Genomic DNA, 22,956 nt, shown 5'->3' on the forward strand with positions numbered 1-22,956 from the left:
GACTACGGCCGCGGATCGTAGGTGACCTGCGTCATGTGGGGCGCTTCACCGTCTCGCTTCCGGCGGGTGAAGCCGCAGATCCGGTGGGTGAGCGGTCCGGGGCCTCGAATGTGACCGCGGTCTCGAAGGCGGCGCGCCGGGTGGCACGGCGCAGCGCGCGCAGCACCGCCGGGCCGGCGGCGAGGGTCAGCAGCACGGTGCACAGGGCCCGGCCCAGGTCCCAGCCGAGCGAGGTGGCCAGGCAGTAGGCGGTGAAGCGGGCCAGGTTGGCGGCCACGGAGGCGTGGGCGTCGAAGGAGATGTCCGAGGCGGCGCCGCCCATGAAGGGCCAGCCGGCCAGATTCATGACGGTGCCGTAGGCGAAGGCGGCGAGGAAGCCGTAGACCGCGAGGAGCACCAGTTCCGCACGGCCGCGCAGCCGGACCGCGCCCGGCAGCAGCCCGGCACCCATCGTGAACCAGCCCATCGCCAGCATCTGGAACGGCAGCCACGGCCCCACCCCGCCGGTGAGCAGGGCGGACGCGAACAGCGTCACCGAGCCCAGCGTGAAGCCGAAGCCGGGGCCCAGCACGCGTCCGCTGAGCACCATCAGGAAGAACATCGGCTCGATCCCGGCCGTACCCGCGCCGATCGGCCGCAGCGCGGCGCCCGTCGCGGCCAGCACGCCCAGCATCGCCACGGCCTTCGGCCCCGGATCCGACTCGGAGATCGTCGCCGCCACGACCGCGACCAGGAGGGCCAGGAGCCCCGCGAAGAGCCAGGGCGCGTCCGCGGCGTGGGCGCTCAGCCGGGACCCCGGCGGAGCGAGGAACGGCCACCCGAACGCGACCACCCCCACGGCCCCGGTCAGCACGAGCGCGACCAGCGAACGGGGACCGAGACGGACGGCGTGCAGCCGGGCGGGGCGCACGGGGCCGACGCGACCGTGCGGGCTCATGCCAGGGCCTCGCGGACCTCGGACACGGTGAGCCACTGCTGCGGGGCGAGGATCTTCGTCACCTGCGGGGCGAAGGACGGCGAGGAGACGACGATCTGCGCCGTCGGCCCGTCGGCGATGACCTCCCCCTCCGCGAGCAGCACCACCCGGTGCGCGATCTCGGCCGCCAGCTCCACGTCGTGCGTGGCCAGCACGATCGCGTGACCCTCGGCGGCGAGGGCGCGCAGGACGGCCGTCAGGCGGGCCTTGGCCGCGTAGTCCAGGCCGCGGGTGGGCTCGTCGAGCAGCAGCAGGGGCGGGCGAGCGGTCAGCACGACGGCGAGGGCGAGCGCCAGGCACTGCCCCTCCGACAGGTCGCGGGGGTGGATGCCGTCCGTGATCCCCGGCAGCAGCCGCGACACCAGCGCCCGGCAGGTACCGGGGTCCGCGCCCGCGTCCCGGTCGGCCGCCGCGCACTCGTCGGCGACGGTGTCGGCGTAGAGCAGGTCCCGGGGCTCCTGGGGGACCAGACCGACGCGGCGCACCAGGTCGGGCGGCGCCGTGCGGTGCGGTACGGCACCGGCGACGGTGACGGTGCCGGCGGTGGGCGCGAGCAGCCCGGCCAGGGAGCCGAGCAGGGTGGACTTTCCGGCGCCGTTGCGGCCCATGAGGGCGATGGTCTCGCCGGGGGCGACGGTGAGGTCGATGCGGCGCAGGGCGGGTACGCGGCCGCGCCGCACGGAGAGGGCGGTGACTTCGGCGACAGGGGTGCGGGCGGGCTCGGGGGCGGGAGCGGGGCGGCGACGGAAGAGACGCCGGCGGTGGGGGGCGCTGCGAAGGGGCGCGGGCGGTATCGGCGTGCGGCCTTGCTGCGATGGAGGTCCCCCCGGGTTCGAGGGAAGCCGGGAACCTGGGGGAGCGGCCGGCCCGGACGGACCCGCGGCCGCCGACCCAGCGGTGCCGCCCCCCGCCGCTGCGGAAAGGCGTTCCCGCAGCTCGCCGGCCCTGCGGCGGGCGTCCCGCACGGTCAGGGGCAGCGGGGACCAGCCGGCCAGCCGGCCCAGGTCCACCACCGGAGGAAAGACGGGCGAGACGGCCATCACCTCCGGCGGGGTGCCGACGACCGGCGGCTCGCCCGGGGCCGGGAGCAGTACGACCCTGTCGGCGTAGTGGAGGACCCGCTCGAGACGGTGCTCGGCCAGCAGGATCGTCGTACCGAGGTCGTGGACCAGCCGTTGCAGCACCGCGAGGACCTCCTCCGCCGCGGCCGGATCCAGCGCGGACGTCGGCTCGTCCAGCACCAGCACCCGGGGATGCGGTGTGAGGACCGAGCCGATCGCGACCCGCTGCCGCTGCCCGCCGGAGAGCGTGGCGATCGGCCGGTCGCGCAGCCCGGTGAGGCCCAGCAGGTCGAGGGTCTCCTCGACCCGGCGCCGCATCACCTCGGGAGCGAGGCCCAACCACTCCATGCCGTAGGCGAGTTCGTCCTCGACGGTGTCGGTCACGAAGTGGGCGAGCGGATCCTGGCCCACCGTGCCGACCACGTCGGCGAGTTCGCGCGGCTTGTGGGTGCGGGTGTCCCGGCCGGCCACCGTGACCCGGCCGCGCAGGATGCCGCCGGTGAAGTGCGGCACCAGCCCGCTCACCGCGCCGAGCACGGTCGACTTGCCGACCCCGGACGGCCCGACGAGCAGCACCAGTTCGCCCTCGGGCACCTCGAAGCCGACGCCCTGGACGGCGGGTGCGGCGGCCCCGTCGTAGGTGACGCTGACGTCCTCGAAGCGGATCACGACGGCTCCTTGTGCTTCTCGGGTTCTTCCTTGGGCACGGCGAAGGCGGGGACCAGGGCGAGGAGGACCGCCGCGGCCGGCCACAGGGGGAGACCGGGGGAGACGAGGGGGACGACACCGGGGTGCAGCGCCTCCGGGTCGCGGGCGGCGGCCAGGGTGAGCAGCGCGGCGACCGCGGCGCCGGAGCCGGCCACCAGCCAGGCCCGTGCGTCCCACGGGTCGGGCCGGTACCGGGTGCGCAGCGAGCGCCGGCCGCCGAGCCGCAGCCCCGCGAGCGCGGCGACCACACCGGCGAGGAGCAGCGGGACGCCGTAGCCGCCGCCCTCCTCGGTGAGCAGGCCGTAGCTGCCCGCGCACACGCCGAGCAGACCGCCGAGGGTGAGCGCGGCCGTCGTACGGCGGACCCGTGCGGGAACCCGGGCGACACGGCCGTAGCCCCGGGCCTCCATCGCGGCGGCGAGCGCCACCGAACGCTCCAACGCGCCCTCCAGCACCGGCAGTCCGACCTGGAGCAGGCCGCGCAGGCCCCGGTCCGGGCGGCCGCGCAGCCGGCGGGCGGCGCGCAGCCGCTGCACGTCGGCGATGAGATGCGGGGCGAAGGTCAGCGCGACGACCACGGCGACACCGGTCTCGTACAGGGCGCCGGGGAGGGACTTCAGCAGCCGGCTGGGGCCGGCGAGGGCGTTGGCCGCGCCGACGCAGATCAGCAGCGTGGCCAGCTTGAGGCCGTCGTAGGCGGCGAAGACGAGCGCCTCCGCCGTGACCTCGCCGCCCAGCCGGATGCCCTGCGCCCAGTGCGGCAGGGGGACTTCGGGCAGGGTGAACAGGGTGTGGGTGCCGGGGATGGGCGACCCCAGCACCGCCGCGAACAGCAGGCGGACGACGAGAACGGCGAGGGCGAGCTTGGCGAAGGCCGGGTAGGCGCGGGCGGCCGGGGTGTCGGTGCGGTGCGTCGCCACGACGTGGGCGGAGGCGGATATGAGCAGCGCGAGGAGGAGGGGGTTGGTGGTGCGGGTGGCGGCGGTGCCCAGGCTCAGCGCCCACAGCCACCAGGCGCCGGGGTGGACGAGCGCCCGGCGAGGGGCGCGGGCCGTACCGGTGTGCGGCTGAGCGGCCTGCGCGCGCCCGGCCCCGGCCTGCCCCCGGTCAGGCGGAGTCATCGCGCCGCCGCCGGTACTGCCACACCGCCGCGCCCGCCAGCACGGCCACCACCCCGGCGCCGACCGGCAGGCCCAGCGAGGGGCCGCCCTGCGAACCGCCCGTCTTCTCCCCGGCGGTGGCCCTGTCGCCCGCGGACCCGGAAACCTGCTCCCCGCACCCCTTTTCCGGATACCCGGCGATCGCGCAGAGCAGGGCGTTGGTGTCGTACCGCAGCGGCGGGGCGACGGCGGCCAGCGCGTCCGCGGCCGTCGCGCCGGACGGGATCCGCGCGCAGGCCGTACGGCGGGCCGGCGGCGTCTCACCGGACGGCGCGTCCGCCGGGGTGCCGAAGTCGAGGACGACAGCCACCCGCTTCGTGCCGGACCCGGCGGGCGTCCCCGCACAGATCGTGCCGAAGTCCGCCGCCCCGCGCGGCCGGCTCGCGTCCGCCGAGTCCGCGCTCACCGCGAAGCGGAAGCCCTCCACCGCGCCGTCGCCGGGACGGGCGGTCGACGGACCCTGCGTGGCGTACACCCAACCGCCCGAACCGCCCGAAGCCCGCTCCCAGAAGGACCAGTAGCGGTACCCGGTGGCGTGCGCCGGGGCCGCGGCGGCCAGGAGCAGGAACGCGGCCGGCAGGACGGCCGCGGCGCGGCGGACGGCACTCACGGCTGCCGCTGCTTCCGGCCGCTGAGCAGGAAGCCGACGCCGATGCCGGCGACGAGGCAGACGCCGACGAACCACCACACGCCGAAGCTCGAACCGCCGTCGGACTTGCCCGGCTTCCCGGTCGCGCGCGTGGCGTCCTTCATGGCCGGCGCCGGGCCCAGCGCGTCCAGGGACCGCACCAGGCTGGTGCCGCCGAAGTCGCCGGGCTGCGCGCCGACCGCGTGCGCGGCGAGGATCAGCTGCGCGTACGCCGCGGGTCCGCTCTGCGCCGCCCACGGCCCGGCGTTCTTCTCCAGCCAGGCGTAGGCCTTCTTCGCCGCTCCGGTGCGGCCGTCCGCGGCGAGCGCGACGACGGTGTCCGCCGTGTTGCCGTAGTCCGGCTGGTCCTTGGCGCCGGGGAGCACGGACCGCAGGTGACCGGTCCCGGCGACGGCCGCCGCGAGATACGCGCCCGCGTTGTCGGCGATCTGCGCGGGGGCGGGGCGGGCGGCCTTGGCGCACGCGTCCTGCGCGGGCGCCTTGCCGGCCTCGGCCACGAAGCCCTTGCCGAGCGCGCCGAGCACCCCGGCCGCCGTGGCGTCGGCGTTGGCGGCGAGTTCGCCCTTCTTGTCCGGCTGGTAGGCGAGGGCGCCGCCGCCGGGCTTGCCGCAGGGAAGGGACATGGCGGCGAGGAAGTCGTACGGGGACTTGTCCGGCTTCTTCGAGGACGCCGGGTCCGTGCCCGCCGCCGTGAGCGCGCCGATGACGACGGAGGTGGAGTTGGTGTCGCTGGCGCCGCCCGGCGAGTACCCCCAGCCGCCGTCCTTGTTCTGCACGGACTTCAGCCAGGCGACCGCCTTGCCGACGGCGTCGTCGTGCCCGCCGACGGCCTCGAGGGCCTGCACCGCGGCGGCGGTGCTGTTGGTGTCCACCACGACCTTGGCGTCGCAGGCCCTGGCCGGGTCGGCGCGGAACGCGGCGAAGGCGCCGTTCGCGCACTGCTGCCCGGCGAGCCAGTCGACCGCCTTCGCGGCCGGCCGGTAGCCGAGGGTCCGCTGGGCGACGAGGGTGAGCGACTGCCGCCAGACGCCGTCGTAGGTCGGGTCGGACTTTCCGTACAGACCGGACGGCACGGCGACCTTGGGAGACGGCGACGGGGACTGGCCGGCGGCCGTGGCGGGCGCGGCGGCGGCCAGCACGCCAACGGCGGCGAGGGCCGCGGCACTGCGGCGGACGTTCATGGTCGGCGACTGCCTCTCTGCGGGGAACCGGCAGCGCACGGGAGACCCCCGGGCGGCCGGCTCCGTAAACCTCGACGGTGCCGTGCGCGGCGGACCGCCGGCGCACGCGAGCCGGTCACCGTCCCGTCCGGGGTGCTCCGGCTTGCCGCCTGACGGCGATTCACGGATGGGGGCGCCCCGGGCTCGAGCGAAGTCGAGAGCTTGGGGAAGGGTCAGCGCCGGAATGGCACCGGCTTCCCCCCGTACGGGTGTGATGACGACCCCGCCACTTTACCGGCAGCGCCGCGCGCGCTGATCAGTGGCTGTGCCCACGCGCCCGCGGTGACTAGGGTCACGGTCATGACGGAGACGGGGAGACTGCTGGGCTCGGGCCGTTCGGCCGACGTGTACGCGATCGACGACGCCTGGGTCCTGCGCCGGGACCGGGAGGGCTGGGGGGACGCGGCGGCCGAGGGCGCCGTGATGACATACGTACGGTCGCACGGCTATCCGGCCCCGCGGGTACGGCCCACCGGATCGCGCACCGAGCTGGTGATGGAGCGGCTGTCCGGGCCCACCCTGCTCGACGCCGTCGGGGACGGCCGGGTGAGCGCGCAGGACGCGGGCGCGCTGCTCGCCTCCCTGCTGCGCCGGCTGCACGCCGTACCGGGACGCGACCCGGCCGCCCCGCACGCCCGCGTCCTGCACCTGGATCTGCATCCCGGCAACGTGATGCTCACCCCGGACGGCCCCCGGGTCATCGACTGGTCCAACACCGAGGACGGCCACCCCGGGCTGGACTGGGGCATGTCGGCGGTGATCCTCGCCCAGGTCGCCGTCGGCGGCACCCCGCTCGCGGCTGCGGCCCGTGCCCTGCTCGCCTCCCTGCTGGAAGGCCCCTCCGCCCTGACGGAGGAGGGCCTGACCGAGGCCCGCCTGCGCCGGGCGGCCAACCCGACGATGACCCGGCAGGAGACCGGACTGCTGCCCGCGGCCGAGGAGTTGATCAGGAGGCTGGCAGCCTTCGGGTGACACCGGCGCCGGCCTTCGGGGTCTCACCGCCGAAGGCCAGGTGCAGGGTGCGGGAGGCGATCAGCCAGCTGCCGCCGACCCGGCGGAAGGCGTCCACGTAATGCCCGATCTGGACGGGCGGACCGGCGGGGAGCAGGCCCCCTTCGTGCCCGTCGACGCGGTACGTCGTGAAGTACGAGGTCGCGCTCGCCGTGTCCGGGCCGGTCACCGTGACCAGCACGTTGGACATCAGACGCCGGGACAGCCGGTCGGCAGGCCGGGCGGCGAAGTACGCCCGCAGCGCGTCCCGCCCCTCCACCCGCCGCCCGTCGCCCGGCGCCGGCCACTCCCAGACGCCGTCCTCGGTGAACAGCTCGGCCACGGAGCCCGGTTCCCCGAGGTCGAGCCGGTGGACGAAGTCGATGAGGGCGCGCTCACAGGCGCGTTCGGCGAGAAGCCGCTGCTCGAGGTCCATACGTCTGTGTAGCAGGCCGCCCGCCCGCCGGTCGACCGGATTGCGCGGCCGCCGCGGACCACCGGCCCGCCGTACGCCGGCCCGCACATCACCTCGGGCGATCCGCGTCCGTCGCGCCCTCCGGGAGTCCGAGGCGCACCAGTCGGCGCTGGCGGGCCCTTTCCAGCCGGGCGAACACCGCGAACCACCCGCCGGCCGGCACGGCCACGACCAAGGCCGGCAGCACGTCCCCCTCGGAGGCGAGGACGAACAGGCCCCAGGCGACCAGTCCTGCCACCGCCCCACGACCAGTGGCCGCCTCGCCGCGAACATCTGCGCTCGGGTGGGGGGCCGTTCACCGCCGAGGGCGCGGTCGAGGGCCCGCCAGGCGCGCGCCGGATCCCCGCCCCTGAGCGACATGGCGGGATCGTAGCCCGCTCCCCGGCCACGTGAAACGGCTCCAGCGTCACGGCCGGTCCCGGCAAGCGGGGGTGTCGGTGCCGCGGGGTACGCTCCAGCGGTTCCGACGTGGCGACCGGGGTGGGGAAACGTGCACGAGTCCGAGGCCGAGCGGCTGATCGAGCGGGCGTACGAGGCGTGGGACGCCGAGGACTGGCCGGCGGCCGCCGGCCTGCTGGAGCAGGTGCTGGCCCACTTCCCCGACGCCCCGCGGAGCGAGGTGTGGTGGTACGACGCCGCGCTCGCCCACAAGCTCCTGCGCAACTGGGCCAAGGCGTACGAGCTGGGCCGCGAGGCCGCCGCCCGTGCGCCGCGCGGCGAGGGGGACCCGGCGTACTGGAACCTGGGCATCGCCGCCACCATCCAGCGCGACTGGGCGACCGCTCGGGAGGCGTGGGCCGGCTTCGGCATCGAACTCCCGGACGGCGAGGGCGAGATCGACGGCCGGTTCGGGCCGGCCTGCGTGCGGCTCGACACCGGTGGGAAGCGCGAGGTCGTCTGGATCGACCGGCTCTGCCCGACGCGGGGCCGGGTGATGAACGTGCCCATGACCCCCGGCCGGCGCTTCGGCGAGATCGTCGTCCACGACGGGGAGCCGAAGGGGGAGCGGGTCGTCGACGGCGTGACGTTCCCCGTCTTCGACGAACTGCTCCTGTTCGAGGCGTCCGAGCTGCCCACCCTGGAGGTCATGGTCGACGCGGGCGCGGCGGCCGATCTCCAGGCGCTGGTCGGGCTGTTCCTCGAGCACGGTTACGGCGCCGAGCCCGCGAGCGCCGTCCACGTGATGTGCGCGTGCTGCAGCGAGGGCACCCACGAGCAGGACCGCACCGTGCACGCGGGCGCCCAGCCGGTCGCCCTGGCCGCCCCCGAGGAGGAGGCCCGGCGCCTGCTGGAGCAGTGGGCCGGGCAGACGGCGGCCGGCCGGAGCTGGAAGGGGCTGACGGCCGCCTGAACGGTGGGCCGGGCCCTCAGCGTGAACCGCCCGGCTCCGTCAGGTCGATCAGCCTGCACGCCGTCTCTATGTCGATCCTCACCTGCGCGATGGAGGCCCGCCCGGAGAGCCAGGTGATCAGCGCCGAGTGCCAGGTGTGCTCGATCACCCGGACCGCCGACAACTGCTCGGGCGTGGGGTGCTCCAGGCCCATCGCGTCCAGGATGATCAGCGTCGTCTGCCGGGAGACCTGGTCCACCTCCGGCGAGACGCTGCGGTCGGCGAACGTCAGCGCGCGGACCATCGCGTCGGCCAGATGCGGCTCGCGCTGCAACGCCCGGAACGCCCGCATCAGCGTCCCGGCGACCCGCTCGGCGGCCGTGTCGCCCGCGGGCGGCTTCTTGCGCAGCGTGGCGTGCAGGTGCTCCAACTGGTCCTGCATCGTCGCCACCAGCAGGTGGATCTTGGACGGGAAGTAGCGGTACAGCGTGCCGAGCGCCACCTGGGAGGACTCGGCGACCTCGCGCATCTGCACGGCGTCGAAACCGCCGCGGCCGGCCAGCTGGGCGCTCGCGTGCAGGATCCGCCGGCGGCGGGCCTCCTGGCGCTCGGTGAGCGGCGGCGAGACCGGCCTCGGGACACTGGCTTCCGCGGGCATGGGCACCGTTCCGTGACAGTCGGTGAAGGCGTCTGTGGGGCACGTGATCGAACAGCTCGGCAGGGCGCCGCGCCGTGGCGCGAATCACCTGATCCACCGCTCACAGCGCCCTTACCTGCCGGTAGATTCGGAGCCTCTTGAACGATCAAGTCTGAAACTTGTTCTAGGTTAGCGTCCCGCGTAGTCTCGCGGGACAGTGCAGGCAGAAGGGGGCACGTCAGTGACCGCTGAGGCCCGGGTGGCGGGTGCCGATCTCGACCCCGCCGCTGACGGCGAGCGACCGCTCGACATCGCGCTCCTCACCTACAAAGGGAACCCGTTCTGCGGCGGCCAGGGCGTCTACGTACGGCACCTCTCCCGCGAACTGGCCCGGCTCGGCCACCGCGTCGAGGTCATCGGCTCGCAGCCGTACCCGGTGCTCGACGACGGCCACCCCGGACTCACCCTGACCGAGCTGCCCAGCCTCGACCTCTACCGCCAGCCCGACCCCTTCCGCACCCCGAAGCGGGAGGAGTACCGGGACTGGATCGACGCCCTGGAGGTCGCCACCATGTGGACCGGCGGCTTCCCCGAGCCGCTGACCTTCTCCCTGCGCGCCCGCCGCCATCTGCGCGCCCGCCGCGGCGAGTTCGACGTCGTCCACGACAACCAGACCCTCGGCTACGGCCTGTTGGGCGACATCGGCGCCCCCCTGGTCACCACCGTCCACCACCCCATCACCGTCGACCGGCAGCTGGAGCTGGACGCGGCCGACGGCTGGCAGCGCCGCTGGTCGGTGCGCCGCTGGTACGCCTTCGCCCGGATGCAGAAACGCGTCGCACGCCGGCTGCCCTCCGTGCTGACCGTCTCCGGCACCTCCCGGCAGGAGATCGTCGACCACCTCGGCGTCCGCGAGGAGCGGGTGCACGTCGTGCACATCGGCGCCGACACCGATCTGTTCGCGCCGAATCCGGCCGTCCCCGAGGTGCCGGGCCGGATCGTCACCACCTCCAGCGCCGATGTGCCGCTCAAGGGACTGGTGTTCCTGGTGGAGGCCCTCGCCAAGGTGCGCACCGAACACCCGGACGCCCATCTCGTCGTCGTCGGCAAGCGCCCTGCCGAGGGCCCGGTCGCGGCGGCGGTCGAACGGTACGGCCTCGAAGGCGCCGTGGAGTTCGTCAAGGGCATCTCCGACGCCGAACTCGTCGACCTGATCCGCTCCGCCGAGGTCGCCTGCGTGCCCTCCCTCTACGAGGGCTTCTCGCTGCCGGCCGCCGAGGCCATGGCCACCGGCACCCCGCTCGTCGCCACCACCGGCGGCGCCATCCCGGAGGTCGCCGGCCGCGACGGCGAGACCTGCCTGGCCGTACCGCCGGGCGACGCGGGCGCGCTGGCCGCCGGACTCGGCCGGCTGCTCGGGGACCCGGAGCTGCGGGTGCGGCTCGGCCGCGCGGGCCGCGAACGGGTGTTGCGGAACTTCACCTGGGCGCGGGCCGCCGAGGGCACGGTCGCCCACTACCGCGAGGCCATCGCCCGCGCCGGCCGCGCCGCCGGCCGTACCCCGGCCCGCATCGGCTCCCCCACTTCCGGCCGCTCCGCGGCCCCAGCAACTGCAGGCGTCTCCTCCGAAAGCAGGGCCACGTGCTGACCGTCGACTTCTCCCGGTTCCCGCTCGCCCCGGGCGACCGCGTCCTGGACCTCGGCTGCGGGGCCGGCCGGCACGCCTTCGAGTGCTACCGGCGCGGCGCCCAGGTCGTGGCCCTGGACCGGAACGCCGACGAGATCCGCGAGGTCGCCAAGTGGTTCGCGGCGATGAAGGAGGCCGGAGAGGCACCGGAGGGCGCCACCGCCACCGCCATGGAGGGCGACGCCCTCGCGCTGCCCTTCCCCGACGAGTCCTTCGACGTCGTCATCATCTCCGAGGTGATGGAGCACATCCCCGACGACAAGGGCGTGCTCGCCGAGATGGTCCGCGTGCTCAGGCCCGGCGGCCGCATCGCCGTCACCGTGCCGCGCTACGGCCCCGAGAAGGTCTGCTGGGCGCTGTCCGACGCCTACCACGAGGTCGAGGGCGGCCACATCCGCATCTACAAGGCGGACGAACTCGTCGCGAAGATCCGCGAGGCGGGCCTGAAGCCGTACGGCAGCCACCACGCGCACGCCCTGCACTCGCCGTACTGGTGGCTGAAGTGCGCCTTCGGCGTCGACAACGACAAGGCGCTGCCGGTGCGGGCGTACCACAAGCTGCTGGTCTGGGACATCATGAAGAAGCCGCTGGCCACCCGGGTCGCCGAACAGGCGCTGAACCCGCTGATCGGCAAGAGCTTCGTCGTCTACGCCACCAAGCCCCACCTGCCCCGGGTGGACGCCCGGTGACCACCCCCCGGACAGAACACCTGGTCCTGCCCGGGGTCCTCACCGCAGGGCAGGCCGCCGCGACGGTCCGCGGCATCCTCGCCGTCCAGCGGGAGGACGGCGCGATCCCCTGGTTCCGCGGCCACCACCTGGACCCCTGGGACCACACCGAGGCCGCGATGGCCCTGGACGCGGCCGGCGAGCACGAGGCCGCCGAACGGGCCTACCTGTGGCTCGCCCGGCACCAGAACGAGGACGGCTCCTGGTACGCCGCCTACGCCGACGGCGCCCACGACGACGTCACCGACCGCGCCCGCGAGTCCAACTTCGTCGCCTACATAGCCGTCGGCGTCTGGCACCACTACCTTTCCACCGGCGACGACACGTTCCTGGACCGCATGTGGCCCGCCGTCTACGCGGCCATCGAGTGGGTGCTCGCCCTCCAGCAGCCCGGCGGCCAGATCGGCTGGCGCCGCGAAGACGACGGCACGCCGACCCGCGACGCCCTGCTCACCGGCAGCTCCTCCATCCACCAGGCGCTGCGCTGCGCCCTCGCCATCGCCGAGCAGCGTGAAGAGCCGCAGCCCGACTGGGAGCTCGCCGTCGGCGCGCTGCGGCACGCGATCCGCCGGCACCCCGAGCGGTTCCTCGACAAGGACCGCTACTCGATGGACTGGTACTACCCGGTCCTCGGCGGCGCGCTCACCGGCGAGGAGGCCAGGGCCCGCATCGCCGCGTCCTGGGACCGGTTCGTGGTGCCGGGCACCGGGGTGCGCTGCGTGGTCCCCAACCCCTGGGTCACCGGCGGCGAGTCCAGCGAACTCGCCCTCGCCCTGTGGGCGGTGGGGGAGTCGGACCGGGCCCTGGAGATCCTGCAGTCCATCCAGCACCTGCGCGACCCGGACAGCGGCCTGTACTGGACGGGCTACGTCTTCGACGACGACGCCGTCTGGCCCCGCGAACTGACCACCTGGACGGCCGGCGCCCTGCTCCTCGCCGTCGCCGCGCTCGGCGGCCACGAGGCCACCTGCGCCGTCTTCGGCGGGGACCACCTCCCGGCCGGCCTGGCCCCCGACTGCTGCCTCTAGCCGGGGGCTCAGTGCCGGGTCGCGCCCGTGCGTCAGTGCCGGTGCATCCTGTTGGCGATGGCGTGGCCGACGAAGAGGTACACCACCGCGGCCAGACCGTATCCGGCCACCACGCGGGCCCACGCCTCGTCGAAGGTGAACAGGTCGTGCGACCAGCCGGCCAGCCAGGCGGCGGCCTGGTGGACGAACTGCACCAGGCTGTTGGCCCGGTTGGCGTCCAGCAGATACATCAGGATCCACAGGCCGAGGATCACCGCCATGATGTCGGCGACGACCGCGATGACCGTCCCGGCCTGATTCGCGCTGTTGCGATATCGAGGGGACATACCTTCCGGATTGCCGGGCCGCGACCGGTGAAACCCGAACGGCGGGCGCCGAGTGGCGGCACCGGCCGCCCCGGGTCACGCTGCCGGAGGAAGCCAACCGCTCGGGGAGGAGAGGTACCGGAGGATCCCGTGCCCGTACCCATACGGCGTCTCTGTGTGGCGCTCACCCTGTGCTGCGCCCTGCTGGCCGGTTCCACCGCCTGCGGCAGCAGCGAGAAGACCAGTACGAAGGACACCGCGGCGGTACCGGCCCTGCAGGCCGTGCCGGCCGCCGCCACCCCCAGCCCGACGACCTCCGCGGAGAAGCGCAAGTTCGCCAAGACGCGTTTCGTCGTGGACGCCGGTCTCGCGGCCGGCGCGACCTACCAGTGGATCGTGAAGCCCTACAAGGCCGGGAAGTTCAAGAAGGGCGCCCACGGCCGCAAGACGGCCCTCGTCAAGGCCGCCGTCGCCGGCGCCTTCGCCTACAACCGCCTCAAGGCCGCCGTCCGCAACGCCCAGGCCGACCCCACGCTGTCCAAGGCGCTCGCGCCGCTCGACTCCGCCATCGCCGGCCTGAAGGACCTGCCGGCCAAGCTCCGCAAGGGCGACGGCAGCGCGGTGAACTCCTTCAACGACACCGTCAACAAGGTCAAGGGAGCGGGCGCGAGCGCCGGCGCCCCGGTCAAGGACAAGGTGCCGTCCGCCTCCCAGCTCAGGGGAAGCAGCTAGACCGGGACGTCCTGACCAATCGTCAGTTTCCGTTTACGGGGCGGCTGTACGACGGCAACGGCCCCTCACCCGGAAGGGCGAGGGGCCGTGTGCGAAGGCTGCGGAGCGCTCAGCCGCGCTGGATCCCGGTGGTGTCCTGAAGGACGCCACGGCGGCCGTCCTGGGTCTGCGCGACGAGCGCGGCACCGCGCTGCTCGACGGCCAGGTACCAGGTGCCCGGCGCCAGTTCGGCGATCGGGTTCGGCGAACCGTCCTCCGCGAACAGCGGACGGGTCACCGGCACGGCGAACCAGAACGGCGAGAAGTCGCCGGCGGGCGGCTGCGCGGCGGCCGGAGCACCCTGCGCGGCCGGCTGCTGCTGCCCGAACGGCTGCCCCGGCTGCGGCTGCGCACCGTACGGCTGGCCCGGCTGCGGCTGGGCGCCCGGGTAGCCGTAACCCCCGGGCGGCTGGGCGCCGTAGGGCTGCGGCGCGACCGGCTTGGGCGCCGGCAGCAGGGCGGCCTGCAGCGCGGGAACCAGGGGGGTGGCGATGGCGGCGCCCGCGAGGACCAGGGCGGCGATGAGACCGAGGATGAGACCGGACCCGGCACCCACCTTGGAGCTGCCCAGTTCGTCGCTGAACGCACCCAGCGGGTCGACGATCGTCCAGAACGAGGTCCAGGCGGCGAAGACAGTGAAGGCGACGCCCACATGACCGAGGTCGAGGCCGGCGACCTTGCGGGGCTGCGGAAGCGCGCGGGCGACGATGATGAGGACCGCCCCGATGATGCCGCCGACGTACATGCTCATCACCAGGCCGAGATTGTCCCAGGCGTTGGGGATGTCGCTGCCGTCGGTGTCGAACGTGTCGAGGAACGACGCGATGAACAGCACCACCGCTGCTCCGATCACCACGCCGTCGCCTCTAGTGAGGGAGCGGATATTCACCTTAGGTCCTTCGTAGGTCGTCTCGTCGTCGGTAGACACTACCGTCCGCAAGATCCGGCCGTCCGGCCGTATCCGCCTGCCGGTCACGACTCGCGCAGGAAACTCACGATTCCCTCAGAGATCCCCTGCGCCGCCCGCTGTCGCCAGGCTCCGCTGGTCAGCAGTGCCGCGTCCTTGCTATCGCGCATGTTGCCGCACTCGATGAACACCTTGGGAACCGTTGACAGATTGAGACCGCCCAGGTCCGTGCGTGTGACGAGACCGGTGCCGTTGCCGAGGTAGTTGGACGCCGGCTCCCCGGTCTCCCGGACGAAGTTGCCCGCGATGCGCACGCCGAGGTCGTGCGAGGGGCCGACGATGGGCCGGGTGTCGGCGGCGCCCGCGTGCACGGACCCCGGCAGGATCACGTGGAAGCCGCGGTCGCCCTCGGCGGCGCCGTCGGCGTGGATGGAGATGGCCGCGTCCGCGTGCGCCTCGTTGCCGGCCCGCGCCCGCTGGTCGACGCAGGGCCCCCAGGCGGGGCTGCCGCCGTCATGGGTCAGCTTCACCGTGGCGCCCTGCTTCTCCAGCAGCGCGCGCAACCGGTGCGCCACGTCCAGGGTGAACCGGGCCTCGGTGTAACCGCCGTTGGTGGACGTCCCCGTGGTGTCGCATTCCTTCCAGTTGGTGCCGATGTTCACCTTGCGGTTGATCTCGGCCGTGTGCTGGAAGTTCCCGGGGTTGTGCCCGGGGTCGATGACGACGACCTTGCCCGTGAGCGGGCCGGCCCCGGCCGCACCCGAGGGCCGCTTGCCGTCGTCGGTGGAGGAAGCGGAGGAAGAAGCGGGAGAGGAGGAAGACGGGGACGCGGTGTGGGCCGGCGGTGACGACGCGCCGGCCGTGCCGGACGCGGGCGCCGCGGACGCCGTACGGTCCGCGCCGCCCTTCCCGGCGCCGCCGCCCACCGCCTCGTACACCACCCAGCCGAGCAACGCGCCGGGCACCAGCGCGGCCAGGGCCACGGCCAACGGACCACGCCGGGGCCGGCGCGACTGCGGGGGATCGAACTCGGGGCCTAGGTAGGACACGTTGCGACTCTAACCGGGCCGTCAGATCCCCGCTCCCGTTCGCCGCAGCACGCGCAGCGAGCCGGTCACCGAGACCTCGGTGAACGCCCCGGACTCAAGCGCCCGCAGGTACACGCGGTACGGCGCCTGGCCGGTGAACTCGTCCTCGGGTTCCGGGAAGACGTCGTGGATGACGAGGAGGCCGCCCTCGGCGACGTGCGGCGCCCAGCCCTCGTAGTCGGCGGCGGCGTGCTCGTCGGTGTGGCCGCCGTCGACGAAGACGAGGCCGAGCGGGGTGTTCCAGAGGGCGGCGATCTGCGGCGAGCGCCCCACGAGGGCGACCACGTGGTCCTCCAGGCCCGCCTTGAACAGCGTCCGCCGGAAGGCCGGCAGCGTGTCCATCAGGCCGACCTCCGGGTCGACGGTCTCCGGGTCGTGGTAGTCCCAGCCCGGCTGCTGCTCCTCGCTGCCCCGGTGGTGGTCCACCGTCAGCGCCGTGACCCCGGCCGCCCGGGCCGCGTCGGCGAGCAGCACGGTGGACCGGCCGCAGTACGTCCCGACCTCCAGCAGCGGCAGCCCCAGCCGCCCGGCCTCGGCCGCCGCCGCGTACAGCGCCAGCCCCTCGTCCACGGGCATGAACCCCTTGGCCGCCTCGAACGCGGCCAGGATCTCGGGCTTGGGGGCGGTGGCGGACATGGGGGGCCTTCCGGTCGTACGACTGTTCAGGGCGCCCATGCTGCCGCACCCCCCGGCGACTCATCGACGGGGGGTGCGGCAGGTGCCCAGAAGGGGGCGCGAGGCCGGCCGGCTACGCGCTCACGGTCTGCCCGGGCAGCGAGAGATCCAGCTCGACGGCCCGCTCCTCACCGGAGTGCGTGGCGGCGGAGGCCCGCGGTCCATGGCCGGAGGCCTTCGCGGCGAGCACGTACGCCCCCTGCGCCGGCACGGCGAGGACGTAGCCGCCGTCCTCGTCGGTGACGGTCGCGCCCGCCTGCCGGCCGCGCCGGTCGATCAGCGTGACCTTGGCGCGGGCGACCGGAGCGCCGTCGGCTCCCAGCACCCGCCCGCGGAAGCCGCGCAGCACCTGCTCGGCCCGCTCCAGCACGGCGTCCTCCTCGCTGCTGGCCCGCAGCTGGGTGTGCTGCGGCCGGGGGGCCCTGGGCAGGAACAGGGCGAGCAGCAGGCCGACCGCCACCGCGGCCGTGGCGATCAGGAAGGACACCCGGAACCCGTGCATGGTCGGGATCGCGACGCCGCCGGCGTTCTGCGCCGTGTTGGCCAGCACCATCCCGACGACGGCGCTCGACACCGAGGTGCCGATGGACCGCATCAGGGTGTTGAGGCCGTTCGCCGCGCCGGTCTCCGAGGCCGGCACCGCGCCGACGATCAGCGCGGGCAGCGAGGAGTAGGCGAGGCCGATGCCCGCGCCGAGGATCACGGAGGTGACGATCGTCTGCCAGGCGGCGTCCATCAGGCCGAGCCCGCCGCCGTAGCCGATCGCGATGACCAGCAGGCCGATGATGAGGGTGGTCCTGGGGCCGTAGCGGGCGGACAGCCGGGCGTACACCGGCGCCGTGAACATCATGGTCAGGCCCAGCGGGGCCACGCACAGGCCTGCCACGACCATGGACTGGCCGAGGCCGTAGCCGGTGGCCTTGGGCAGCTGGAGCAGCTGGGGCAGGACCAGGGAGACGACGTAGAACGCGACGCCGACCATGATCGAGGCGAGGTTGGTGAAGAGGACGGCCGGGCGCGCGGTGGTGCGCAGGTCGACCAGGGGCGCCTGGCTGCGCAGCTCGTACAGGCCCCACAGCACGAGGACGACGAGCGAGGCGGCGAACAGGCCGAGCGTCGTGCCCGACGACCAGCCCCAGTCGCTGCCCTTGGTGATCGGGAGCAGCAGGAGCACCAGTCCGCCGGACAGGCCGACGGCGCCGAGCAGGTCGAAGGAGCCCTCGGCGCGCATGGGGGACTCGGGGACGGCGAGCAGGGTCAGGCCGATGGACAGCACGCCGAGGCCGGCGGCGCCGTAGAACAGGGCGTGCCAGTCGGTGTGCTGGGCGACCAGGGCCGCGGCGGGCAGGGCGAGGCCGCCGCCGACGCCGATGGAGGAACTCATCAGGGCCATGGCCGAGCCGAGCCGTTCGCGGGGCAGCATGTCGCGCATCAGGCCGATGCCGAGCGGGATCGCGCCCATGGCGAAGCCCTGGAGGGTACGGCCGACGATCATGGTCAGCAGCTGGCTGGTGAGGGCGCTGACCAGGGCGCCGACGACCATCACGGCCAGGCTGAGGATCAGCATCCGCCGCTTGCCGTAGAGGTCGCCGAGCCGGCCCATGATGGGCGTGGCCACGGCGCCGGACAGAAGGGTCGAGGTGAGGACCCAGGTGGCGTTGGAGGGCGCGGTGTGCAGCAGTTGCGGCAGGTCCTTGATGACCGGCACGAGCAGCGTCTGCATCACCGCGACGACGATGCCCGCGAAGGCGAGCACCGGGACCACGGCGCCGCCGGCCCTCCGGGGCGGCTGGTCGATCGTCGTGTGGGTCATTGAGTGAGGCCTCCCGTTGTACATAAGTGCCGGGTAAACCTCGTATGCACAGGCAACTATTCCGTTGCTTCGGGCTGCTAATGAATTCTTGACCTCGTCATGGGTTACTGACGGAGCGTCAGCTCGGTGAGGCCTAGGCCGCAGGGCCGAGGGCGCTCGTGGTCCGAAAAGCCGATGCAAGGACCGTAAACGGCTTGAGACCATGACGCCCATGCTGGAAGCCGCCGACACTGCACCCCGTATATCTCGCCGCACGGCACCGCCCACCTGGCTGGTGGTGGCACTCGCCTGCGCCGGACAGTTCCTGGTCGTGCTCGACGTGTCGGTGGTGAACGTCGCCCTGCCGTCCATGCGGTCCGGGCTCGGCCTGACCGCGACCGGCCTGCAGTGGGTGGTGAACGCCTACGCCATCGCCTTCGCCGGGTTCATGCTGCTCGGCGGCCGGGCCGGCGACCTCTACGGCCGCAAGCGGATGTTCCTGGTCGGCCTCGGTCTGTTCACGCTGGCCTCGCTGGGCGGCGGCCTCGCCCAGGAGGACTGGCAGCTGCTCCTGGCGCGGGCCGTGCAGGGTCTCGGGGCGGCGGTGCTCGCCCCCTCGACGCTGACCCTGCTGACCGCCGCCGTGCCGGAGGGCGCGGCACGGGCGCGCGCGATCGCCACCTGGACCGCGGTCGGCGCCGGCGGCGGAGCCGCGGGCGGCCTGGTCGGCGGGGTGCTCGTGGACGTGCTGTCCTGGCGCTGGGTGCTGCTGATCAACGTGCCGGTGGGCGCGCTGGTGCTGGCCGGCTCGGTGCTCTGGCTCACCGAGAGCCGCGCCGGTGACGGGCGGCGCCTCGACCTGCCGGGCGCGCTGCTCGTCACGGCGGGCCTGGCCACCCTGGCCTACGGCATCTCGCAGACGGAGGCGGAGGGCTGGACGGCCCCGGCCACGCTGACGCCGCTGCTCGCCGGGCTGCTGCTGATCGCCCTGTTCCTGCTGGCCGAGGCCCGTACGGCGGCCCCGCTGATGCCGCTCGGCCTGCTCCGGCTGCGCCCGGTCGCCTCGGCCAACGCGGCGATGTTCCTCTCCGGCTCGGCCATGTTCTGCATGTGGTACTTCATGACGCTCTACGCCCAGAACGTCCTCGGCTACTCGCCGCTGCAGGCCGGTGTCGCGCTCGTCCCCAGTTCGCTGGCCGTGGTCGCCGGCTCCAAGCTGGCGCCGCGCCTGATGCGGCGCACGGGGCCGCGGAACGTGGCGGTGCTGGGCACGCTGGTGGCCGCCGCCGGCTTCGGCTGGCAGTCGACGATGGGCGCGCACGAGGCGTACGTCACCGCGATCATGGTCCCGGGCGTCCTGATGATGCTCGGTGCGGGTCTGGCGGCGACCCCGCTCGCCTCCCTCGCCACCTCGGGGGCGGCGCCGGGCGAGGCGGGCGTGGTGTCCGGGCTGGTCAACACCTCGCGCACGATGGGCGGTTCGCTCGGGCTCGCCGTGATGTCGACCGTCGCCGCGGCCGGCACGGGCGCCGGGCACGGGCCGGAGGCGCTGACCGACGGCTATGCGCTGGCGTTCCGGGTCAGTACGGCGGTGCTGCTGGGCGGGGCGGTGCTCATGCTGGTGTGGCTGCCGCGCACGGTCACGGGGGCGCGCGGCTGACCGGCGGCTCGGCGGCGGCTCACAGCCAGCCCTGCTGCCGGGCCTCCCGCACCGCCTCCGCCCGGTTGCGGGTGCCCGTCTTGCCGATCGCCGAGGACAGGTAGTTGCGCACGGTGGACTCGGACAGATGCAGCTTGCCGGCGATGTCGGCGACCGTCGCCCCGTCCACCGACGCCTTCAGTACCTCGCACTCGCGCGCCGTCAGCGGATTCGGCCCGGCGCTCAGCGCGGCGGCGGCCAGCGCGGGATCGACGACGGTCTCCCCGGTGAGCACCCGCCGGATCGCCGCGGCCAGCTCCTCCACGGGGCCGTCCTTGACGAGGAACCCGGCCGCACCGGCCTCCATGGCCCGGCGCAGATAGCCGGGCCGGCCGAAGGTGGTGAGGATCAGCACCCGGCAGTCGGGCGCCTGCTCGCGCAGCTCGGCCGCCGCGTCGAGTCCGCTGACGCCGGGCAGCTCGATGTCCAGCAGGGCCACGTCCGGGCGGTGGGCGAGCACCGCGTCCACGATGCCGTCGCCGGACCCCAGTTGGGACACCACCTCGATGTCCTCCTCCATGCCGAGCAGCAGCGCGAGCGCACCCCGCATCATGCCCTGGTCCTCGGCGAGCAGCACCCGAATGGACTTCACGGTCCGGTGCTCCCGGGGCATCTCGTTCATGGCCTCAGACTACGGCGGGAGACACGGCCCGCCGCCCCTCGTAGCTCCGCTAACCTCCCCGCATGCCCGAGCCCTCGACCGCCCGCTTCTACGACGACCTGGCCGACGACTACCACCTGATCTATCCGGACTGGGCGGCGAGCGTGCGCCGGCAGGGCGTCGCGCTGGACGCCCTGGTGGGCCGGGAGCGGGCGGCCGTGCTGGACTGCGCCTGCGGGATCGGGACGCAGGCCATCGGGCTGGCGTCGCGCGGCCACCGGGTCGTCGGGACCGACCTCAGCGTGCGGGCCGCCGCCCGGGCGGGCCGTGAGGCGGCCCGGTGGGGGCTCACGCTGCCGACGGCCGGCGCCGACATGCGGCGACTGCCGTTCCACGGCGGCCGGTTCGACGCCGTCGTCTGCGCCGACAACGCGCTGCCCCACCTCCTCACCGAGCCGGACGTGCGGGCCGCGCTGGCCGAGATGCGCCGGGTGCTGCGGCCCGGCGGCCGGCTGCTGGTCAGCACCCGGCCGTACGACGAGCTGCTGCGCGAGCGCCCGGTCTCCACACCGCCGCAGGTGCACGGGCCCGCGGACGGCGCCGGGCGCACGGTCACCTTCCAGCTGTGGCACTGGCACGAGGACGGCGAGCACTACGAACTGGAGCACATCCAGCTGGTCCCGGCCGGGGGCGACCGGGGCGACGGGGGCGACGCGGGGGAGTGGCGCGTCCGGGTCCGGCGGGCCGCCTGCTGGGCGCTCGGCCGCGACCGGCTCGCCCGGTTCGCGGAAGGTGCGGGATTCACTCGGGTCACCTGGCTGATGCCCGAACGGACGGGTTTCTTCCAGCCGTTGCTGACGGCGCGGGCCGATTAAAGACTCTCCCTTTTCCGGTGCGGCAGGGGTTGACGCCCCTCGACGGCGCCCAAACAATCGCCCGTGCATTTCAGGAAACCCCTCCGTAATTCCGCTGCCGAATAGTTCGGTATTTCGATCGAACGGTGTCCGAGATACCGAACGACACGGCCAGACCACGTAGAGGTGCACCCGTGCTCCGGAGAACCCCCCGCTCCCGCCCCCGGCGCCTGCGCGGCGCCGCCCTGTCCGTGCTCGCCGTCTGCGCGACCCTCGCCGCGCTGCTCCTCGGCGCCGGCGCGCCCGGGGCCGCCGCCGCAGGTTCGCTGCCCTGCGACGTCTACGGCGCCGCCGGGACCCCCTGCGTCGCCGCGCACAGCATGGTCCGGGCGCTGTACTCCTCGTACAACGGCCCGCTCTACCAGGTGCAGCGCGCCTCGGACGGCGCCACGAAGGACATCGGGCTGCAGGCCGCCGGCGGATACGCGAACGCCGCCGCCCAGGACTCCTTCTGTTCCGGCACGACCTGCATCGTCACCAGGATCTACGACCAGTCCTCCCGCCACAACGACCTCACCGTCGAGGGCGCGGGCGGCGCCGGGAAGGCGGATGTCGGGGCGCCCGCCGACGCGCTGCCGGTGACCGTCGGCGGCCACCAGGTCTACGGCCTGGAGATCAGCGCCGGCATGGGCTACCGGGACGACTCCACCTCCGGCGTGGCCACCGACGGCGGCGCCGAGGGGATGTACATGGTGACCTCCGGCACCCACGTCAACGGCGCCTGCTGCTTCGACTACGGCAACGCCGAGACGAACAACCTGGACACCGGCAACGGCCACATGGACGCCATCAACTTCGGCACCGAGTGCTGGTTCTCGCCCTGCTACGGACAGGGCCCCTGGGTGCAGGCCGACCTGGAGAACGGGCTGTTCCAGTCCGACGCCGGATACAGCAGGAACAGCTCCAATACGGGCACCGGGCCCCTTCCGTTCGTGACCGCGCTGCTGAAGAACAACGGCCAGAACCATTTCGCGCTGAAATGGGGGAACGCGCAATCCGGCGGGCTGACCACCACCTATTCCGGGGGTGAGCCGACCAGGAGCGGATACTCGCCCATGCACCAGGAGGGTGCGATCGTCCTCGGCACCGGCGGCGACAACAGCAACGGCTCCATCGGCTCCTTCTTCGAGGGCGTCATGACCTCCGGCATCCCGACCGACGCCGCCGACGACGCCGTCCAGGCGAACATCGTCTCCGTCGGCTACGGCGGCGCCACCGGCAGCACCGGCACCCTCAGCCCCGGCTCGGAGATCTCCCTGCGCGCCACCACCTCCTGCTGCACCGCCGACTACGTCCGCCACCAGAACGACGCCGGCGTCATCTCCTCGATCACCTCGGGCAGTTCCAGCCTGGACAAGAACGACGCCACCTGGATCGTCCGCCGCGGTCTGGCGAGCAGCTCGTGCGTGTCCTTCGAGTCGCGCAACTACCCCGGCGACTACCTGCGCCACTACAACTACTGTGCTGCGCCAGAAATCGCGAGGGTTAGTCGGTCTTGGTTTGGCTGTTGGGTGGGGTGATCCTCGCGAGGTAGTCGGCGAGGGACTTAAGGATC

Annotated in this window: 23 protein-coding genes; 9 read left to right on the forward strand and 14 right to left on the reverse strand. The window is 73.8% G+C overall.

The window, feature by feature from the left end; genetic code table 11:
- Positions 1–31: 31 nt before the first annotated feature.
- Genes ACGFZN_RS23945 through ACGFZN_RS23965 form a run of 5 tightly spaced genes read right to left on the reverse strand, consistent with a single transcriptional unit; the run spans position 32 to position 5,735 of the window.
- Positions 32–937 carry an ECF transporter S component gene (locus ACGFZN_RS23945; protein ID WP_393860494.1) on the reverse strand — a complete coding sequence of 302 codons (906 nt, stop codon included), beginning with the start codon at positions 935–937 and terminating at the stop codon, positions 32–34.
- The gene (locus ACGFZN_RS23950; protein ID WP_393860495.1) at positions 934–2,706 is read right to left on the reverse strand and encodes an ABC transporter ATP-binding protein; all 1,773 of its coding nucleotides are present in this window, start codon (positions 2,704–2,706) and stop codon (positions 934–936) included. The genes ACGFZN_RS23945 and ACGFZN_RS23950 overlap by 4 nt, the downstream gene beginning before the upstream one ends.
- The gene (locus ACGFZN_RS23955) at positions 2,703–3,866 is read right to left on the reverse strand and encodes a CbiQ family ECF transporter T component (protein ID WP_393860496.1); all 1,164 of its coding nucleotides are present in this window, start codon (positions 3,864–3,866) and stop codon (positions 2,703–2,705) included. Before ACGFZN_RS23955 ends, ACGFZN_RS23950 begins: the two co-directional genes overlap by 4 nt.
- On the reverse strand, positions 3,853–4,515 hold the full coding sequence (locus ACGFZN_RS23960; protein WP_393860497.1) for an SCO2322 family protein: 663 nt from the start codon (positions 4,513–4,515) through the stop codon (positions 3,853–3,855). The genes ACGFZN_RS23955 and ACGFZN_RS23960 overlap by 14 nt, the downstream gene beginning before the upstream one ends.
- Positions 4,512–5,735, reverse strand: a complete 1,224-nt coding sequence (locus ACGFZN_RS23965) for a prenyltransferase/squalene oxidase repeat-containing protein (protein WP_393860498.1) — start codon at positions 5,733–5,735, stop codon at positions 4,512–4,514. The genes ACGFZN_RS23960 and ACGFZN_RS23965 overlap by 4 nt, the downstream gene beginning before the upstream one ends.
- A 339-nt stretch (positions 5,736–6,074) precedes the next feature.
- Here ACGFZN_RS23965 and ACGFZN_RS23970 point away from each other — a divergent pair, with 339 nt between their 5' ends.
- Positions 6,075–6,746 carry a phosphotransferase family protein gene (locus ACGFZN_RS23970; protein ID WP_393860499.1) on the forward strand — a complete coding sequence of 224 codons (672 nt, stop codon included), beginning with the start codon at positions 6,075–6,077 and terminating at the stop codon, positions 6,744–6,746.
- On the opposite strand, the gene ACGFZN_RS23975 is transcribed toward ACGFZN_RS23970, so the two are convergent.
- Together ACGFZN_RS23975 and ACGFZN_RS23980 are read right to left on the reverse strand one after the other, a co-directional pair.
- The gene (locus tag ACGFZN_RS23975) at positions 6,721–7,200 is read right to left on the reverse strand and encodes a nuclear transport factor 2 family protein (protein ID WP_393860500.1); all 480 of its coding nucleotides are present in this window, start codon (positions 7,198–7,200) and stop codon (positions 6,721–6,723) included. The genes ACGFZN_RS23970 and ACGFZN_RS23975 overlap by 26 nt on opposite strands.
- Before the next feature lie 88 nt (positions 7,201–7,288).
- A complete protein-coding gene (locus ACGFZN_RS23980; RefSeq protein WP_393860501.1) occupies positions 7,289–7,477 on the reverse strand; it encodes a hypothetical protein in 189 nt (62 codons plus the stop codon).
- Positions 7,478–7,729: 252 nt separating this feature from the next.
- On the opposite strand from ACGFZN_RS23980, the gene ACGFZN_RS23985 reads away from it, so the two are divergent.
- Positions 7,730–8,590 (forward strand): tol-pal system YbgF family protein, encoded by an 861-nt coding sequence (locus ACGFZN_RS23985; RefSeq protein ID WP_393860502.1) that lies wholly within the window; start codon positions 7,730–7,732, stop codon positions 8,588–8,590.
- A 16-nt stretch (positions 8,591–8,606) separates the two neighbouring features.
- Here ACGFZN_RS23985 and ACGFZN_RS23990 read toward each other — a convergent pair whose 3' ends face one another.
- Complete coding sequence (locus tag ACGFZN_RS23990; protein ID WP_393860503.1) at positions 8,607–9,227, reverse strand: TetR family transcriptional regulator; 621 nt, start codon at positions 9,225–9,227, stop codon at positions 8,607–8,609.
- Between the two features lie 220 nt (positions 9,228–9,447).
- On the opposite strand from ACGFZN_RS23990, the gene ACGFZN_RS23995 reads away from it, so the two are divergent.
- Genes ACGFZN_RS23995 through ACGFZN_RS24005 form a run of 3 tightly spaced genes read left to right on the forward strand, consistent with a single transcriptional unit; the run spans position 9,448 to position 12,649 of the window.
- Positions 9,448–10,854: a glycosyltransferase family 4 protein gene (locus ACGFZN_RS23995; RefSeq protein WP_393860504.1), complete on the forward strand. Its 1,407-nt coding sequence runs from the start codon at positions 9,448–9,450 to the stop codon at positions 10,852–10,854.
- The gene (locus ACGFZN_RS24000; RefSeq protein ID WP_393860505.1) at positions 10,848–11,582 is read left to right on the forward strand and encodes a class I SAM-dependent methyltransferase; all 735 of its coding nucleotides are present in this window, start codon (positions 10,848–10,850) and stop codon (positions 11,580–11,582) included. The genes ACGFZN_RS23995 and ACGFZN_RS24000 overlap by 7 nt, the downstream gene beginning before the upstream one ends.
- The gene (locus ACGFZN_RS24005; protein ID WP_393860506.1) at positions 11,579–12,649 is read left to right on the forward strand and encodes a prenyltransferase; all 1,071 of its coding nucleotides are present in this window, start codon (positions 11,579–11,581) and stop codon (positions 12,647–12,649) included. Before ACGFZN_RS24000 ends, ACGFZN_RS24005 begins: the two co-directional genes overlap by 4 nt.
- 32 nt (positions 12,650–12,681) lie before the next feature.
- On the opposite strand, the gene ACGFZN_RS24010 is transcribed toward ACGFZN_RS24005, so the two are convergent.
- Positions 12,682–12,975 (reverse strand): hypothetical protein, encoded by a 294-nt coding sequence (locus ACGFZN_RS24010; protein WP_330340396.1) that lies wholly within the window; start codon positions 12,973–12,975, stop codon positions 12,682–12,684.
- A 129-nt stretch (positions 12,976–13,104) separates the two neighbouring features.
- On the opposite strand from ACGFZN_RS24010, the gene ACGFZN_RS24015 reads away from it, so the two are divergent.
- Positions 13,105–13,686 (forward strand): hypothetical protein, encoded by a 582-nt coding sequence (locus ACGFZN_RS24015; RefSeq protein ID WP_393860507.1) that lies wholly within the window; start codon positions 13,105–13,107, stop codon positions 13,684–13,686.
- A 109-nt stretch (positions 13,687–13,795) separates the two neighbouring features.
- On the opposite strand, the gene ACGFZN_RS24020 is transcribed toward ACGFZN_RS24015, so the two are convergent.
- The 4 genes from ACGFZN_RS24020 to ACGFZN_RS24035 all read right to left on the reverse strand — a co-directional run bounded on the left by ACGFZN_RS24020 (position 13,796) and on the right by ACGFZN_RS24035 (position 18,208).
- Positions 13,796–14,614: a hypothetical protein gene (locus ACGFZN_RS24020; RefSeq protein WP_393860508.1), complete on the reverse strand. Its 819-nt coding sequence runs from the start codon at positions 14,612–14,614 to the stop codon at positions 13,796–13,798.
- An 83-nt stretch (positions 14,615–14,697) separates the two neighbouring features.
- Positions 14,698–15,681, reverse strand: a complete 984-nt coding sequence (locus ACGFZN_RS24025) for an N-acetylmuramoyl-L-alanine amidase (RefSeq protein WP_393860509.1) — start codon at positions 15,679–15,681, stop codon at positions 14,698–14,700.
- A gap of 21 nt (positions 15,682–15,702) precedes the next feature.
- A complete protein-coding gene (locus ACGFZN_RS24030) occupies positions 15,703–16,356 on the reverse strand; it encodes a class I SAM-dependent methyltransferase (RefSeq protein WP_393860510.1) in 654 nt (217 codons plus the stop codon).
- Positions 16,357–16,468: 112 nt separating this feature from the next.
- Positions 16,469–18,208, reverse strand: a complete 1,740-nt coding sequence (locus tag ACGFZN_RS24035; RefSeq protein ID WP_393860511.1) for an MFS transporter — start codon at positions 18,206–18,208, stop codon at positions 16,469–16,471.
- A 202-nt stretch (positions 18,209–18,410) separates the two neighbouring features.
- Between ACGFZN_RS24035 and ACGFZN_RS24040 the strand changes: the two genes are divergently transcribed.
- On the forward strand, positions 18,411–19,847 hold the full coding sequence (locus ACGFZN_RS24040; protein WP_393860512.1) for an MFS transporter: 1,437 nt from the start codon (positions 18,411–18,413) through the stop codon (positions 19,845–19,847).
- A gap of 19 nt (positions 19,848–19,866) precedes the next feature.
- Here ACGFZN_RS24040 and ACGFZN_RS24045 read toward each other — a convergent pair whose 3' ends face one another.
- Positions 19,867–20,508, reverse strand: coding sequence for a response regulator (locus tag ACGFZN_RS24045; RefSeq protein WP_393860513.1), 642 nt, complete (start codon positions 20,506–20,508; stop codon positions 19,867–19,869).
- Positions 20,509–20,570: 62 nt separating this feature from the next.
- On the opposite strand from ACGFZN_RS24045, the gene ACGFZN_RS24050 reads away from it, so the two are divergent.
- Positions 20,571–21,362: a class I SAM-dependent methyltransferase gene (locus ACGFZN_RS24050; protein WP_393860514.1), complete on the forward strand. Its 792-nt coding sequence runs from the start codon at positions 20,571–20,573 to the stop codon at positions 21,360–21,362.
- A 173-nt stretch (positions 21,363–21,535) separates the two neighbouring features.
- Positions 21,536–22,921, forward strand: coding sequence for an arabinofuranosidase catalytic domain-containing protein (locus tag ACGFZN_RS24055; protein WP_393860515.1), 1,386 nt, complete (start codon positions 21,536–21,538; stop codon positions 22,919–22,921).
- Positions 22,922–22,956: the final 35 nt, after the last annotated feature.

This window comes from Streptomyces sp. NPDC048192, assembly GCF_043202415.1.
In the GTDB taxonomy this organism is placed as follows: domain Bacteria; phylum Actinomycetota; class Actinomycetes; order Streptomycetales; family Streptomycetaceae; genus Streptomyces.

Bases quoted from the DNA above. Each gene is read 5' to 3' on its own strand.
- ACGFZN_RS23945 (WP_393860494.1), bottom strand. From the start codon at position 937: ATGAGCCCGCACGGTCGCGTCGGCCCCGTGCGCCCCGCCCGGCTGCAC.
- ACGFZN_RS23955 (WP_393860496.1), bottom strand. From the start codon at position 3,866: ATGACTCCGCCTGACCGGGGGCAGGCCGGGGCCGGGCGCGCGCAGGCC.
- ACGFZN_RS23965 (WP_393860498.1), bottom strand. From the start codon at position 5,735: ATGAACGTCCGCCGCAGTGCCGCGGCCCTCGCCGCCGTTGGCGTGCTG.
- ACGFZN_RS23970 (WP_393860499.1), top strand. From the start codon at position 6,075: ATGACGGAGACGGGGAGACTGCTGGGCTCGGGCCGTTCGGCCGACGTG.
- ACGFZN_RS23975 (WP_393860500.1), bottom strand. From the start codon at position 7,200: ATGGACCTCGAGCAGCGGCTTCTCGCCGAACGCGCCTGTGAGCGCGCC.
- ACGFZN_RS23990 (WP_393860503.1), bottom strand. From the start codon at position 9,227: ATGCCCGCGGAAGCCAGTGTCCCGAGGCCGGTCTCGCCGCCGCTCACC.
- ACGFZN_RS24010 (WP_330340396.1), bottom strand. From the start codon at position 12,975: ATGTCCCCTCGATATCGCAACAGCGCGAATCAGGCCGGGACGGTCATC.
- ACGFZN_RS24030 (WP_393860510.1), bottom strand. From the start codon at position 16,356: ATGTCCGCCACCGCCCCCAAGCCCGAGATCCTGGCCGCGTTCGAGGCG.
- ACGFZN_RS24035 (WP_393860511.1), bottom strand. From the start codon at position 18,208: ATGACCCACACGACGATCGACCAGCCGCCCCGGAGGGCCGGCGGCGCC.
- ACGFZN_RS24040 (WP_393860512.1), top strand. From the start codon at position 18,411: ATGACGCCCATGCTGGAAGCCGCCGACACTGCACCCCGTATATCTCGC.
- ACGFZN_RS24045 (WP_393860513.1), bottom strand. From the start codon at position 20,508: ATGAACGAGATGCCCCGGGAGCACCGGACCGTGAAGTCCATTCGGGTG.
- ACGFZN_RS24050 (WP_393860514.1), top strand. From the start codon at position 20,571: ATGCCCGAGCCCTCGACCGCCCGCTTCTACGACGACCTGGCCGACGAC.